Consider the following 15242-nt stretch of genomic DNA (forward strand, 5'->3'; position numbering starts at 1 on the left):
ATTAACTTGCCATTGCATCTGTAGCCAGACTGCGAACACTCGGTTTTGGCTGTTCTGCAACTAAACCTAATTTTGCAAAAAGTTGCTGATCCCGGCCTTGGGATGTATTAGGGGTCGTCAGCAGTTTTTCACCAGAGAAAATAGAATTGGCACCAGCCATAAATGCCAAAGCCTGATCTGAATCGCTTAAGGATTCACGCCCTGCAGAAAGGCGAATATAGCTTTTAGGCATCAGCAAGCGTGCTACGGCAATGGTACGAATCCACTCAATCACATCCAGCTTTTCTACATCTGCCATCGGTGTTCCTTCAATCGGAACCAACATATTGATCGGCACAGATTCCGGATGAATCGCCAGAGTTGCAAGTTCATATAACAAACCAATTCGGTCATCACGATTTTCACCCAGACCCACAATACCGCCACTACAGACTTTCATACCAGCCTGACGTACATGATCCAATGTATCCAGACGATCATCAAAGCTACGCGTGCTGATGATATGTGAATAGTATTCACGAGAAGTGTCCAGATTATGGTTGTAATAATCCAGTCCTGCATCTTTCAAGCGTTCAGCCTGAGATCCATTTAGCATCCCCAGTGTCATGCAGGTTTCCAGACCGAGTGCTTTAACTTCACGTACCATTTCCAGCACATAAGGCATATCGCGTTCATGCGGGTTGCGCCATGCAGCCCCCATACAGAAACGTGAACTTCCTGATGCCAGCGCCTGTTTGGCTTCCTGAATCACTTTATCGACCGCAATGCGTTTTTCAGCTTCCAGTTTGGAATCATAATGCGCTGATTGTGAACAGTATTTACAGTCTTCAGGACATTTACCGGTTTTAATCGAAAGCAGGGTGCTCACCTGAACGGTATTCGCAGTGAAATGTTCACGATGAACCTGTTGCGCCTGGAACACTAAATCCATTAAAGGCTGTTGATATATAGCTTGTATTTCTTCACGTGACCAATCATTACGTACCGCATCACTACTGTTCATCTCTTTCCCTATCTGTGCTTATTTATCATTCGGTTCATCTTAATAAAAATAAGCTTTTGCTTCACTAGCAAAATATGACCTTATATAAATGACAAAGCCCACACGAGGTGAGCTTTGTTTTTCAGTTGCCAGATTATTTATTACTGTGATTTCCATGAATATCCTGGCCATGCAGATCACTACGGTGCTGCTTGTTAAACACGCGCTGATCCTGTTCATGCTGATTGTTTTTTGGGGAATTAATCGGGCCATGTTGCGGCTGCTGCTGTTGTTGCTTCTGCTGGTCATGCTGAAGCTGCTCCAGCAGTTCTTGATTTGGATTTTTTGATGACATCATCTTTCCTCCACTTCATTTCTGACTATTTTTATTTATGCCATAGTCTGAAACATGGGTGTGTAAGGCTTTTAAGTGAAACTGTGACGCTAGGTAAAGATGGAAAATCAACTGGATTTTGCCAGTTGTTCTTGAATAGCCCAATCGATATGTACCTGCACAATTTCATCATGTTGATTACGCTGTTGCTGAAGGGCCGGAATAATCTGCCCATCAAAGGGTGCATTGCCCAAACCAATGGCGATATTGCGCATAAAGCTTTGATAACCCGTACGACGCATCGGACTGCCTTCAGTCGCACTTAAAAAGGTGGCTTCATCCCATTGCCATAAATCCAGTAAACTCACTTGATCCAGTCCATGCCGCGGATGAAAATCCTCTATCGAGGTCACTTGGGCGAAACTGTTCCATGGACATATCAGCTGGCAATCGTCACAACCAAAAACCCGGTTACCAATTCCGCGTCGCAAATCTTCTGGAATAATGCCTTTATATTCGATGGTCAGATAGGCGATACAGCGGCGAGCATCTAACATATAAGGCTCGACAATGGCTTGAGTCGGACAGATGTCGATACAGGCAGTACAGGAGCCACAATGTTTGGTCGCGGGTTCATCAAAGGGCAGTTCCAGTGAAGTAAACAGTTCACCCAGTACAAAGAATGAGCCTGATGTTTTATGAATCAGCAGGGTGTGTTTACCTGTCCAGCCCATGCCGGCACTTTCAGCCAGCGATTTTTCAAAAATGGGTGCAGAATCCGCAAAAGGACGTGATTCAAAATCTCCGATTTTTCCCCGGATTTTTGTCGCCAAGGTTTTCAGGCGACCGCGCATGGTTTTATGATAATCCCGGCCACGAGCATAACGCGCGATAATAGCAGAGTTGGGTGCATAAGGGATATAACGTGGTTCTGGTGCGTCGACCAGATAATCCATACGCACACAGATAATGCTACGTGTGCCGGGAACCAGTAAGACGGGATTGGCACGTTTTTCCAGATTCTCTTCCAGAAACTTCATGTCACCATGATAACCACGATCCAGATATTCCTGTAAGCGTGCTAATTCTGCTTGAGCATCTGGTTTGGCAATGACACAATCAGAAAAACCCAATTCTAAAGCCTGCGCTTTAATCCATGCTTTTAGCTCGGCTGGATCTTGTTGATAAACTTTAATTTGCGCTTGAGAATCGGGAGTTGCCATAAACCAAAGACAGGGAATAAGAAATGCAGCAACAAGTTTACCATAGCCGTGATCTACAAGCATGGGAGCAGCGCTGGTTTCAACAGCAAAATAGTTCCTACGGTTTAATGCAACAAGTCGCCTGGGGGATTAGTCAGCGGCTGATCACTTTATTTTCCCAGCAAAAAATAAAAAAAATCGCTGTCTGCTGTGGTCAGGGTAATAATGCCGGCGATGGCTATCTTGTGGCCAAATATCTCAAACAGGCGGGCTTCAGTGTTGATATTTATGCAGTTGAGTTGGGTAATTCCAAAGATTTAGCATCGGCTGTGCAGGAAGCTCAGCAAGCTGGCTTGCAGCCTTATTCGCATTTTGATTTTCAATCTGAATGTGAGGTCTATATCGATGCATTATTCGGAATTGGTCTGAACCGTCAGCTGGACTTTGACTGGCAAAATGTTATTCAAACGATCAATCAGCAAACTGGATTAAAAATCTCAATTGATACTCCGAGTGGATTGGATGCCAATACCGGCCAGCCTTTGCCTGTTGCGATTAAAGCTGACTACACTTTCACGGGTTTAGGGCTTAAGGCAGGACTGTTTACCGGACAAGGCAAAGAATATGCGGGCAAGATCGAACTGATTTCTGCTATCCCGACAGATACTGAGCTTCAACCAATTGCTTGTCTTTCATCACATCAGATTCAATTGCCGAAGCGTGAAGCCTTTGGTCATAAAGGCAGTTATGGTCATGTCTTGGTTGTAGGTGGTCATGCCGATATGGGGGGGGCAGTGATCATGGCAGCAGAGGCAGCATTTGCTGCCGGAGCAGGTAAAGTGACGATCGTCTGTGATGCAAAACACCATACTGCGATTTTGTCACGTGCGCCGAATATCATGCTACGTGATATTAATACTCTCACTGTCAAGCAGCGCATAGCATTGATTCAGCAGGTAGATGCAGTGTGTTTTGGCATGGGATTAGGTCGTGATCCTTGGTCAGAGCAACAATATACAGCTTGGTTTGAGCTGACTCAGCAATCTGATCTGGAGGTTGTTTTGGATGCGGATGCCTTATGGTTTCTGGCCAAGCAGCCTCAAGTTTTGAATTCCCAGACTTATGCCACACCACATCCAGGAGAAGCTGCAACTTTGCTAGCATGTAGCACTGCGGAAGTTGAAATGGATCGGATTGCAGCCATTCATGCCCTGCAACAAAAATATCAGGGACAGTGGGTGCTAAAAGGTTCAGGCAGTCTGATTCTGGAAGAAAGGCTTTACATCTGTGATGCCGGGAATGCCGGTATGGGCACTGGCGGAATGGGGGATGTGCTGGCCGGTATGATTGCCAGTTTAAAGGCGCAATTTGCACAAAAAATTCATTTGCATGAAATTGTGACGCTACATGCACTGGCAGGTGATGAACTGGCCAAAAATGGCGAACGCGGTTTACAGGCGCAGGATATGAAACATGCGATTTATCAGGTGGTGAACCGTTAAAGAGGATAGTGTGCCAGTCATCAAATTAAATATTTCAGGCCAAGTCCAAGGAGTTGGATACCGTTATTGGTTTGCCGAGCAGGCTCAAGCACTTGGGCTGAAGGGGCATGTACGGAACTTAAGCACGGGTGAAGTGGAGGTGGTTATTGTTGGAACAGACTCTCAGCTTGACGAAATGATTGCACGAAGTTGGCAAGGGCCTGCTCGTGCAACTGTACAAGCGGTTATTCAAGAGCATCTGGAATCTGACCTAGATGTTCAAGACTTTAGAATATTGCGTTGAACCTTAGCGACGACGGCTGCTGACACGACTCCGGCCGCGTGCCATACCGCCCAACGCATTCAATACTGCCATTTTACTCATGCTGCCTGAGGCGTGGGCATGACAAATGGCAGCCGCCAGGGCATCCGCCGCATCTTGTTGCGGTTTGATGCTGAGTTTTAGAATATTCATCACCATCATCTGTACCTGTTCTTTATCGGCAGCACCATAACCGACTACCGACTGCTTGATCTGGCGCGCGGTATATTCAGCGACTTTCAAATCCAGATTGACCAGTGCAGCAACAGCAGCACCACGAGCCTGACCAAGTTTTAAGGCAGAATCCGGATTTTGTGCCATAAAGACCTGTTCGACTGCAGCTTCAGTGGGGCCATAAAATTTTACAATGCGCTCCACGCCGGCAAAGATCCGTTTTAAACGTTCAGGCATTTCTGTCGTTTCTGTTCTGATGGTGCCGGCATCAACAAAAGTCAGTTTGGAGCCGTCTTTTTCGATAATTCCGTAACCGGTTAAACGAGAACCGGGGTCAATCCCAATAATTAATGACATGCCCGCACTTTAAAAATAGAATAATGCCCATATTGTTACATAAGCGTATCAAAAAAGCTTGATCCTGATGAAGCAGTTGATTCCAGCATCCTATTATTTATTTTACTGAGATTAGATTAATTTTCATGAAATTATTTCTTATTATCCTTGCAGGCTTAATCCTAGAAGTATTTGTCTGGATTGGCGTGGGTGACCTCGTCGGGAGCATGTGGTACGTATTTTTCTGGTTTGTAGCCGCATTTTTTATTGGTATGAATCTGATCCGTAAATACTCGGCCGGTATCATGCCACAGATGCAGCAAATGCAAATGGGGCAGATGAGTGCAGATCCTGCATTAACAGGAAATTTACCTAAAATTCTGGCAGGTTTCTTTCTGCTTATTCCTGGATTGATTACCGATGTATTAGCCGTACTGATGCTAATTCCAGCGGTTCAGCAGGTCTTTAAGGCTGCCATGATGAAAGCGATGATGAAACGTCAGCAGGCGATGATGGAAAAAATGATGGGGGGCATGATGGGCGATATGGGTGGGGCACAAGGCCAAAACCCATTTGCCGAGATGATGCGTCAAATGCAGGATATGCAAAATCAGCAATCAGGTCGCGGTGATTCCACCATTATTGATGGTGAAGCACGTGAAGTGAGACCTGAGGCGAAAAAAATTGAAATGAAAGATATCAATCCAAAATAAATGTTTTATTTAAAAAAACTCTATTTAAGCCGAATCTGATGATTCGGTTTTTTTATTGGAACTTTCTAATGTCTTTTAACAAACGTTATAATATATTTTTATAAATTTACCTTATTTTAATGTCTCTGCTTTTTACGATCTGTCTCCTGCATTTTGTTGCTCAACTCAGTCCCGGTCCCGATGTTTTGCTCATTGCCAAAAGTGCCGCATCCACCACACGCCAAAATGCTCTGAAAGTTATCGCAGGGATCTCTGCTGGTATTGTGGTTTGGGTAGTGCTGACACTTGCGGGTTTTACCGTGTTAATTGACCAGTTTCCATGGATTCAGCAAGCCTTAATGCTTTTGGGTGGTATATTCCTGGCCAAAATGGGATGGGCCATGTTAAAGGGTGGTGTACATAGCTTTAAAAATAGACATCAGACCGACGAAGATACAAATGGACAGGTGCAAGCTAAAAACTATTTTATGTTGGGCTTATGGACCAATCTTTCTAATCCCAAAACACTGATCTATTTTAGTAGCGTATTTTCACTGGCCTTAAGTTCGTCTGCTTCCGATTATTTGAAAGCACAGTTAGCGGTAATTATTCCCTTGCAGACTTTTATCACCTTCACTTTATTGATGCTGTTGATTTCCCAACCAAAAATTAAAATCTTGTACCAGCGTTCGGGGAGTTATATTGATATGATGTCAGGCGGACTATTTCTGCTATTTGCATTGTGGTTATGGTATGAAGCACTTATTCTGATGAATTAAGGAGGGTATCTTCATTTAATGCTGGAGATATTGGTGAGGTCGGGGAAGGAGAGGCTAAATTGTCTGGTGTTTTAACCGCCGTTTGATAACGATTAGGCTTTAAGGTGGTTTCAGTATTTTCAGAGCCTTGATAACTGCGACTACGGTTAGCGCGCTCACGCAATCCACCTTTTTTAATTAACTGAACCATGGCACATCTCTCATTCAAATCCACAGCTATTGTAAATCAAAGCTGGATTTGATGAGGTTATTTTCCGCATCTCTATTTGAATTATTTAAGAGTAATAAAAAGACTTGTTTGAACTAACAGGTCTTTGCTGTGAGATGCATGAAATTAGCGAAGTCTTTTATCTTCTTCTTTTAAAACATCCAGTATAGAGTGTTGTATAGGAACTTCTTGTTGTGATTGCACATACAAATGCACGACTTTAAATACGATTGCTGTAACGAGGCAGGCCACAAGACAAAAAATCCAGAAACCAAAAGGGCTGCGAATATGATGTGAGCCACAGTTTGAGCATGATTTTTCTGTAGAGTCGACTACTTTTTCGCAGCAAGCACAATGATATTGATACTGCATTGTTCTTCTCCCAGGATGTTATCCTTTTTATTCTTCGATCATGAAAGATGATTCAATTGGTTTTTTATCATAGGTAGAGCAGCATCAGCTTGCAATAAGCAATTGCTGATAATTACATAGAGACAATAGAGTATAAAAATTCATTACACAAGCAGTAGGATTTTCTTAAAATGTAAGAAATATTTTCATTAATCAAATAATAATCAATGAATTAAGAGTTAATTCTCTTGAAAATATACATAATAAAGCCCGCATCAAGCGGGCTTTATTTGAGCTAGTCTAAAACTTACTGCCCAGAACGGATGATGTAATCAAAAGCAGACAGTGACGCCTTGGCACCTTCACCGGTGGCAATGATGATCTGCTTGTAAGGCACTGTGGTACAGTCACCTGCTGCAAATACACCTTTCACATTGGTTTCATTGCGATCATTAATCACAATCTCGCCGCGGTTGGTCAGCTCAACAGCAGTTTCTTTTAAGAAATCGGTGTTAGGCAACAAACCGATCTGCACGAAGATCCCCGCCAGCTCAACCACATGCTCTTTATCCGTGGCACGGTCTTTGTATTTCAGACCGGTCACCTGTGAACCATCACCCAGCACTTCAGTCGACAGGGCATTCTTGATCACGGTGGTATTCGGCAAGCTGTTCAGCTTGTCTTGCAGCACCTGATCCGCACGCAGCTTGGTATCAAATTCCACCAAAGTTACATGCTCCACAATCCCCGCCAGGTCAATCGCGGCTTCAACACCCGAGTTACCACCGCCAATCACGGCTACACGCTTGCCTTTGAACAGTGGGCCATCACAGTGCGGACAGTAGGCCACACCACGAGTTTTGTATTCCTGCTCACCTGGAACGTTCATCTCTCTCCAGCGTGCGCCGGTCGACAGAATCACGGTTTTAGATTCCAGTTTGGCACCATTCTCTAAAGTCACTTCCACCAGACCATTGGCCGTTTCGTCTGCCCCTTTGATATCAGACACGCGTTGCAGGTTCATGATGTCGACCCCGTATTCACGCACGTGGGCTTCCATTTCCGCTGCAAATTTAGGACCTTGGGTTTTTTGTACTGACGTGAAGTTTTCAATATCCATGGTGTCCATGACCTGACCGCCCATGCGCTCCGCCACGATCCCGGTCTTAATGCCTTTACGCGCTGCATAGATGGCTGAAGTATTGCCTGCAGGTCCACCACCAATCACCAGGACATCAAAGGTGTCTTTGGCATTCAGCTTTTCAGCATCTTTGGCAGCGGCATTGCTATCCAGCTTGGCGATAATTTCTTCCAGTGTCATACGACCCTGACCGATATGCTGGTTGTCCTGGAACACCATCGGAACCGCCATGATTTTGCGTTCTTCTACTTCTTCCTGGAAGAAAGCCCCATCAATCATGGTCGCTGTAGTGCCTGGGTTATAGATGGCGATCAGGTTAAGTGCCTGAACCACATCCGGACAGTTATGGCAGCTTAAAGAGACGAACACATCAAAGTTAGATTGAACACCCAGGCTCTTGATATTCGCCAAAACTTCATCAGAGACTTTTGGTGCATAACCTGAAGTTTGCAACAATGCCAGGATCAGTGAGGTGAACTCATGGCCCATTGGCAAGCCTGCAAAGAATACACGTGGTTCCTCACCAGCTTTTGCAATCCCGAAACTTGGCGCACGTGCATTGGTCCCGTCAAAGCGTGCAGTGACCAGGTCAGACAGTGCAGCCACTTCGGACACCAGTTCCTGGATTTTGGCTGATTTGTCAGAGCCATCCAAAGTCGCCACCAGTTCAATCGGGCCTTCCAGACGTTCTAATAGGGTTTTAAGTTGAGCTGAAGTATTTTGGTCTAACATTGCTAACGTCTCCAAAGGAGTAAATGTTTATTTGATAACAGGATATTAAATGAATTGCATAAATAGGTAAAACAGTTTGTTTTTATTTTATTGATCGGATTTTCAGATTTATTGAAAAATTCATCATTAATTTCAAAGTTCTATATGGGGTCAAAAGATTAATTTTCAAGTAGTTTAGAGCAAGAATAAGGATTTTCAGCTAAGATTAAAACAAGATATTTGAGACTTGAATGATGGAATTACAACGCGGTATTTATCAACATTATAAGGGACAGCTTTATCAGGTGTTTCATGTCGCCACGCACAGTGAAACTGAAGAAAAGCTGGTGGTTTATCAATGTCTCTATGGGGATTATTCAATTTGGGTACGTCCTTTAACGATGTTCACTGAAACCATTACCACCAGCGATGATCGTGAAGTAGAACGCTTTAAATTGATTCAGGCACTTTAAGCCAAACAGACTCAGGGAAGAGTGATGCAAAACTCAGATGAATTTGAAAGATTCATGCAAGAATTATATGAAAAATTTCATAGGCATGATCTTAAGCAGGCAGATCGCCTGCACCGATATCGCAATATAGAACCAGAATCAGGCCGATTTTTATCTATGCTGATTCGTGCGCAACAATCCAAAAGTATTCTGGAAATTGGGACTTCTACTGGTTATTCCACTCTATGGCTGGCAGAAGCGGCTCGGCAGACTCAAGCCATGATTACAACACTTGAAGTTGATGCAGAACGGGTTATTCAGGCAAAGCAATATGCGACAGAAATAGATCTTGCAGATTTAATCAATTTTAAAGTAATTGATGCTCAGGTTTATCTGGAGGCAGAAAAGGAAATATTTGATTTTATCCTGTTAGATGCTGAACGAGATGCTTATGTCAGTTACTGGCCACATTTGAGTCGATTACTTAAAGCAAAGGGCGGGTTACTGGTAGTTGATAATGTCATTTCACATGCAGCAGAAGTCGAAGAGTTTATTGCCTTAATTCAGCAAGACCCACGTTTTATCATGAGTACTGTACCCATAGGCGCAGGTTTGCTGATGGTGGGATTTCGTTAAATGGATTCACTTCAATCCATGCAAATTTTATTAAAATGTAAATTATATTCGAGATACTTTTCCACGAATGCGGCTTTGTCTTGGCGTCTTAGTAAGTTGTCATAAATAAATTCAGGTACGGGATGATACAGCTCGGTATGACCATTACTGTATACAATTTTCAGGTGGCGGCTTGAGGGATTGTATTTCCAAGAAATCACGGTAAGCAGTTTTTGCATATGCGTTCCTCCACTGAATATTTCTTATCTTATCATTTGAACTTATGCCATATGGCTCTGCAGATGTATAGCTCAATTGTAAGAATGGGTAAGGATTATGAGAAAGCGAAGCAAAAGATATGCCTGAATTTTTATATGATGGATCAAGAAAAAATAGGACTGCAATATTTAAAGTCCTAATAAAATAATTTAAAAAAATAAACTCCCGTATTGCGCTGAGATAAAAGTTTAAACCATAAAAAACCACGCTAAAAAGCGTGGTTTTTTGAATCAGTTCAATCTAATTAAAATTTAAAATTAGATTTTACCAACTAGGTCGATTGAAGGAGCAAGAGTTGCATCGCCTTCTTTCCATTTAGCTGGGCAAACTTCGCCTGGGTGAGCATGTACGTACTGAGCTGCTTTAACTTTACGAAGAAGTTCTTGAGCATCACGGCCGATACCACCAGCGTTGATTTCAACGATTTGGATTTTACCTTCTGGATCGATTACGAAAGTACCACGATCAGCAAGGCCGTCAGCTTCGATTAATACGTCAAAGTTTTTAGCAAGTGTCCAGTTTGCATCACCAACCATTACATACTGGATTTTTTTGATTTCTTCTGAAGAATCGTGCCAAGCTTTGTGAGTGAAATGCGTGTCAGTAGAAACTGAGTAGATTTCAACGCCTAGTTTTTGGAATTCAGCGTAGTTGTCAGCAAGGTCACCAAGTTCAGTTGGGCAAACAAAAGTGAAGTCAGCTGGGTAGAAGAATACAACAGACCATTTGCCTTTCAGGTCAGCTTCAGTAACTTCAATGAATTTGCCGTTTTGGAATGCAGTTGCTTTAAATGGTTTAACTTCAGTATTAATTAAGCTCATCATTGTCTCCATGATTGAGGTAGTCTTTGATTTTGAATAAGAGTATCGAAATTTTGGTTGATGCTAAAATGGTATTTTTACATTACAAACATCGGAAAAACCGAATTAAGTAAAAATGCGCCACTTCGGCAAAATCGCTTTGTTCATTCAGCAGCATCAAGATGATGGCCTGATGACAAAATTATCTCTTTTTCCTCGTGCTAGCAAACATGATGTTGAAACCAAAAAATTCAAGGGGCAATTCGGAAAAAAGTATGATTTCCGCAAAATAATTTAAATATCAATTCGAAACTTAAACTGATGATTAAACCTAATCAAGGGAACTCATGCGGGTCATGTAGAAATTTAGATAGGTTTATGGCGCTGAATTGAGGGAAATCAGGCGATCAAAGCCAATTTGTCCGGCACTTAACAGAACTACGACTATCTGAAATCTAATGAACCAAGTAAAATAAACCTTTCCGGTTTTTTGATGTGGGTGTTTTCTCTGTGCAGAGTCATTTAAATGTAGATCAATGGATAATGGCGCGTGACCGTCACCGTTTAAATCGACTGAAAAAGGGGAAAGACGCAGATGCCAAGCAGTATCAGGAATTATTTGAAAAATCCAATCTGAAAGTACGGCAACGGCTTGAACGTCTTCCGAACATCAAGCTGAATCAGGATCTACCGGTTACCCAATACACTGACAAACTGATTGCTGCGATTCAAAAGCATCAGGTTATTATTGTAGCTGGTGAAACCGGTTCTGGTAAAACCACCCAGTTACCGCAAATTGCTATGCTGGCTGGACGTGGCCTGACCGGAATGATCGGACATACCCAGCCGCGTCGACTGGCAGCCCGCAGCGTATCACAGCGTATTGCCGAAGAAGTTGGCGAAAAACTCGGTGAATCAATTTCCTTTAAAGTACGTTTTACGGAACAGGGTTCACAAGACTCAATTGTGCGTTTGATGACAGACGGTATTTTACTGGCCGAACTGACGCATGACCGATACCTGACCCAATATGACACGATTATTATTGATGAAGCGCATGAACGTTCACTGAATATCGACTTCATTATGGGTTATCTGAAGCAACTGTTGCCGCGTCGTCCCGATCTGAAAGTCATCATTACTTCAGCAACCCTGGATGTAAACCGTTTTAGCAGTTACTTTAATGGTGCACCAATTTTTGAAGTGGAAGGCCGCAGCTTCCCGGTAGAGCTGCGTTATCGCCCGATCTCGGAAATGAGCATTGGCGGTAGTGATGATGATGAGTTTGATGATTTTGAAGAAAACCTGCCTCGCGCTGTGGTCAAAGCAGTCGAAGAATGCTTTCAGGATGCACAGGAAAAAGGTCATCCCGAACATGCCGACATCCTTATTTTTGCCAGTACTGAACAGGAAATTCGCGAGCTACAGGAAACCCTGATCAAACATGGGCCACGCCATACGGAAGTATTAACTTTATATGCGCGTCTAGCGCTGGCTGAACAGCAAAAAATCTTTAATCCTTCTGGTGGTGGGCGACGCATTATTATTGCCACCAACGTAGCAGAAACGGCTTTAACCGTTCCGAATATCCGTTATGTAATTGACAGCGGTTTTGCGCGTATTTCACGTTATAACTATCGTTCACGGGTGCAGCGTTTACCGATTGAAGCTGTTTCTCAGGCAGCCGCGAACCAGCGTAAAGGCCGTTGTGGCCGTATTGCGCCGGGTGTCTGTATACGCCTGTATTCTGAAGATGACTTCCTCAGCCGTCCTGAGTTTACCGAACCGGAGATCAAGCGAACCAACCTAGCATCGGTGATTTTACAGATGCAAAGTTTGGGGCTGGGTTCACTGGAAGACTTCGACTTTATTGAACCGCCAGATCACCGTCTGGTGAATGATGGGCGTAAGTTATTGATTGAGCTGGGGGCTTTATCCGAGAAAAAACTTGAGCTTACCAAAATCGGTTATCAAATGGCGAAAATGCCGATCGATCCACGTCTGGCCCGCATGATTCTTGGTGGTGCACATTTTGGCGTGCTGAATGAAGTGCTGGTGATTGTGGCAGCACTTGCAGTTCAGGACCCACGTGAACGTCCTGCGGATAAACAGATGCAGGCGGATCAGAAGCATGCATTATTCCGTGAAGCCGATTCTGATTTCCTGTTCTATATCAAGCTTTGGGAAACGCTACACAATAACCGCGATAGCATGAGCGAGAGTAAGCGCCGTACATTTGCACGAAATCATTTCCTGAGCTGGCTGCGTCTGCGTGAATGGAAGAAAACTCATGAGCAGCTGGTGGATTTGGCTAAGGGCTTAAAACTGTCATTTAATGAAAAGAAAGCCAGTTATGAGAATTTGCATCGTGCCTTGTTGACCGGTCTGTTATCGTTTATCGCCAACAAGACCGATGAGCGTAATGTCTTTATGGCAGTACGTCAGCAAAAAGCGCGGATTTTCCCGGCTTCTACCTTGCACAAGACCAATACGCCGTGGGTGATGGCCTTTGAAATGGTCGAAACCTCCCAGGTGTATTTACGTACCCTGGCCAAGATTGAACCGGAATGGATTCTGCTGGCCGCGCGTGACCTGCTCAAGCATCATTATTTTGAACCGCACTGGTCGAAAAAAGCTGGTGTAGTGAATGCCTATGATCAGATTTCATTATTTGGTCTGATCATTGAGCCGAAACGCCCAATCAATTATGAAAAAGTAGATCAGGCGGCCGCGCATGAAATTTTCTTGCGGGATGCTTTAACCACTGGGCATTTAGGCATTACTCCACCATTTTTAAAGCATAACTTGCTTAAACTGGAAGAAGTCGAGCGAGTAGAAGACAAGCTGCGCCGTCGTGATCTGGTTGTTGATGAAGAAACCATTTACCAATTTTATGCCTCGAAAGTGCCGCCTGAAGTGGCCAGCCGGCGTAGTTTTGAAGACTGGCGTGCCACAGTAGAGCCCCAGAATCCGCGTTATTTATTTGTCGATGATGATGCGCTGTGGCTGAATGACCGTCCGACAACACAGCAATTCCCGGACTATTTGCAGAATGGTAGTCTGCGTCTGGCGGCGACTTATCGCTTTGACCCGAGTCATGATGAAGATGGTGCGACGGTTAAAATTCCACTGCAAGCCTTGGCCCAGGTCGATGAAGGTATCTGGTCATGGGGGATTCCGGGTTGGCGTCTGGATCTGATTGAAGCATTGCTAAAAGCTTTGCCGAAGGATAAGCGCCGTAATCTGGTGCCGATTCCGGATACTGCACAAAAACTCATAGCAAAAGTAGATGCGCAGGATTTACAGAAACATATTTTTAGTTTCTTGGCATTCCAGCTGCGAGGCGAACAAATCACGGAGAAAGATTTCAGCTTTGACCGGGTAGACCAATATCTGTTGCCTTTTATTAAAGTGACTGATGAAAAAGGTCGTGTCATTGAGCAGGGGCGTGATCTTGCCGAGCTGAAAGCGCGCTGTCGGACTGAAACGCATAGTCCGGTCAAACAGCTTAAAGGTGAATTTAAAACCTTCCCGGAAAGCTTTGTATTTGAAGCCTCACAAAAAGTCACCGGTGTCGTGGTCAAGCAGTACCAGGCGCTGGTTCCGATTAAAGCTTTTTCTGCCCTGGAGCAGAAAGATGAATCGGGTGTGGTGATTCAGACTTTTAATGATCAGGCTGAAGCGATCAAAAAACATCGTGAAGGAGTGATCCGACTGGTGCATATGCAACTCGGAGACTTGACCCGCCAGTTGAAAAAACAGATTTCCAAACCTCTGGCGCTGGCTTATTCACCACTCGGTGATAAGGCACAACTGGAACAAATGTTAGTTTATGCCACACTGCACATGTCTATTAATGAATTACCCGTCAATGCGCAAGAGTTCCAAAAACTGGTTGAAGATGTAAAAAAATCTTTCTTGACTTATGGCCAAGTTGCCCTGAAAGAGATCACGGATATTTATATCCAGTGGCAGGAAATCCGCCGGAAATTATTGGTTTTAGATCATTCTGTGTTTGAAAAAAATATCAATGATATTGAAGATCAACTTGATTTAATGAGCCTTTCTGACTTTGTGTATCGTAAACCTTCCGATGTATGGATCGAATTTCCACGTTATTTGAAAGCCTTGATCTTGCGTTTAGAGCGCTTGCCCAATAATCTACAAAGGGACAATTCCGCCATTGACCAAATTGATCAATGGATGGAAAAATTATTCAAGTTTAAAGATGACCCTCGCCTGAAAGAATTGTATTTCATGGTCGAGGAGTTAAGAATCTCATTGTTTTCACAACCGATGAAAACAAAAGCACCCGTGTCTCCAACTCGCTTGCAAAAAGTATGGGATCGTCTTGGAATCAGTTAAGATATAGGTAATTCAGAT

At 43.7% G+C, this 15242-nt stretch carries 16 protein-coding genes; 7 read left to right on the forward strand and 9 right to left on the reverse strand.

The genetic code is table 11. The annotated features are described in order from the left end of the window. Position 1: 1 nt before the first annotated feature. From bioB to queG, 3 genes are all read right to left on the reverse strand, one after another. On the reverse strand, positions 2 to 1003 hold the full coding sequence (gene bioB, locus J7649_RS01800) for a biotin synthase BioB (protein ID WP_219309070.1): 1002 nt from the start codon (positions 1001 to 1003) through the stop codon (positions 2 to 4). 133 nt (positions 1004 to 1136) lie between these two features. Beyond that, positions 1137 to 1340 carry a hypothetical protein gene (locus J7649_RS01805; protein ID WP_004278929.1) on the reverse strand — a complete coding sequence of 68 codons (204 nt, stop codon included), beginning with the start codon at positions 1338 to 1340 and terminating at the stop codon, positions 1137 to 1139. Between the two features lie 104 nt (positions 1341 to 1444). After that, positions 1445 to 2539 (reverse strand): tRNA epoxyqueuosine(34) reductase QueG, encoded by a 1095-nt coding sequence (gene queG, locus J7649_RS01810; RefSeq protein ID WP_219310032.1) that lies wholly within the window; start codon positions 2537 to 2539, stop codon positions 1445 to 1447. A 23-nt stretch (positions 2540 to 2562) separates the two neighbouring features. On the opposite strand from queG, the gene J7649_RS01815 reads away from it, so the two are divergent. Together J7649_RS01815 and J7649_RS01820 are read left to right on the forward strand one after the other, a co-directional pair. After that, on the forward strand, positions 2563 to 4020 hold the full coding sequence (locus tag J7649_RS01815) for an NAD(P)H-hydrate dehydratase (protein ID WP_219309072.1): 1458 nt from the start codon (positions 2563 to 2565) through the stop codon (positions 4018 to 4020). Between the two features lie 10 nt (positions 4021 to 4030). Beyond that, positions 4031 to 4303 (forward strand): acylphosphatase, encoded by a 273-nt coding sequence (locus J7649_RS01820; protein WP_071851795.1) that lies wholly within the window; start codon positions 4031 to 4033, stop codon positions 4301 to 4303. Positions 4304 to 4306: 3 nt separating this feature from the next. Here J7649_RS01820 and ruvC read toward each other — a convergent pair whose 3' ends face one another. Beyond that, on the reverse strand, positions 4307 to 4852 hold the full coding sequence (gene ruvC / locus J7649_RS01825) for a crossover junction endodeoxyribonuclease RuvC (protein WP_004278925.1): 546 nt from the start codon (positions 4850 to 4852) through the stop codon (positions 4307 to 4309). Between the two features lie 125 nt (positions 4853 to 4977). On the opposite strand from ruvC, the gene J7649_RS01830 reads away from it, so the two are divergent. Then, positions 4978 to 5544: an FxsA family protein gene (locus J7649_RS01830; protein WP_219309073.1), complete on the forward strand. Its 567-nt coding sequence runs from the start codon at positions 4978 to 4980 to the stop codon at positions 5542 to 5544. Positions 5545 to 5663: 119 nt separating this feature from the next. Beyond that, on the forward strand, positions 5664 to 6302 hold the full coding sequence (locus J7649_RS01835; RefSeq protein WP_184413292.1) for a LysE family transporter: 639 nt from the start codon (positions 5664 to 5666) through the stop codon (positions 6300 to 6302). On the opposite strand, the gene J7649_RS01840 is transcribed toward J7649_RS01835, so the two are convergent. From J7649_RS01840 to ahpF, 3 genes are all read right to left on the reverse strand, one after another. Continuing rightward, positions 6286 to 6492 (reverse strand): hypothetical protein, encoded by a 207-nt coding sequence (locus J7649_RS01840; protein ID WP_005106537.1) that lies wholly within the window; start codon positions 6490 to 6492, stop codon positions 6286 to 6288. The genes J7649_RS01835 and J7649_RS01840 overlap by 17 nt on opposite strands. 144 nt (positions 6493 to 6636) lie before the next feature. Next, the gene (locus J7649_RS01845; protein WP_004278921.1) at positions 6637 to 6882 is read right to left on the reverse strand and encodes a hypothetical protein; all 246 of its coding nucleotides are present in this window, start codon (positions 6880 to 6882) and stop codon (positions 6637 to 6639) included. A 286-nt stretch (positions 6883 to 7168) separates the two neighbouring features. Then, positions 7169 to 8734, reverse strand: a complete 1566-nt coding sequence (gene ahpF, locus J7649_RS01850) for an alkyl hydroperoxide reductase subunit F (protein ID WP_219309074.1) — start codon at positions 8732 to 8734, stop codon at positions 7169 to 7171. A gap of 233 nt (positions 8735 to 8967) precedes the next feature. Here ahpF and J7649_RS01855 point away from each other — a divergent pair, with 233 nt between their 5' ends. Further along, positions 8968 to 9186 carry a DUF1653 domain-containing protein gene (locus tag J7649_RS01855; RefSeq protein WP_219310034.1) on the forward strand — a complete coding sequence of 73 codons (219 nt, stop codon included), beginning with the start codon at positions 8968 to 8970 and terminating at the stop codon, positions 9184 to 9186. A 24-nt stretch (positions 9187 to 9210) separates the two neighbouring features. After that, positions 9211 to 9801, forward strand: a complete 591-nt coding sequence (locus tag J7649_RS01860) for an O-methyltransferase (protein WP_219309075.1) — start codon at positions 9211 to 9213, stop codon at positions 9799 to 9801. A gap of 11 nt (positions 9802 to 9812) precedes the next feature. On the opposite strand, the gene J7649_RS01865 is transcribed toward J7649_RS01860, so the two are convergent. Both J7649_RS01865 and ahpC read right to left on the reverse strand, forming a co-directional pair. Continuing rightward, positions 9813 to 10019, reverse strand: a complete 207-nt coding sequence (locus J7649_RS01865) for a KTSC domain-containing protein (RefSeq protein ID WP_004278917.1) — start codon at positions 10017 to 10019, stop codon at positions 9813 to 9815. Between the two features lie 297 nt (positions 10020 to 10316). Beyond that, entirely contained in the window at positions 10317 to 10880 is a 564-nt protein-coding gene (ahpC, locus tag J7649_RS01870; protein WP_004278916.1) for an alkyl hydroperoxide reductase subunit C, read from the reverse strand. A 489-nt stretch (positions 10881 to 11369) separates the two neighbouring features. Between ahpC and hrpA the strand changes: the two genes are divergently transcribed. Further along, complete coding sequence (gene hrpA / locus J7649_RS01875) at positions 11370 to 15224, forward strand: ATP-dependent RNA helicase HrpA (RefSeq protein ID WP_219309076.1); 3855 nt, start codon at positions 11370 to 11372, stop codon at positions 15222 to 15224. Positions 15225 to 15242 lie beyond the last annotated feature (18 nt).

Origin of the sequence: Acinetobacter lwoffii (genome assembly GCF_019343495.1) — a bacterium.
Taxonomy (GTDB): domain Bacteria; phylum Pseudomonadota; class Gammaproteobacteria; order Pseudomonadales; family Moraxellaceae; genus Acinetobacter; species Acinetobacter lwoffii_P.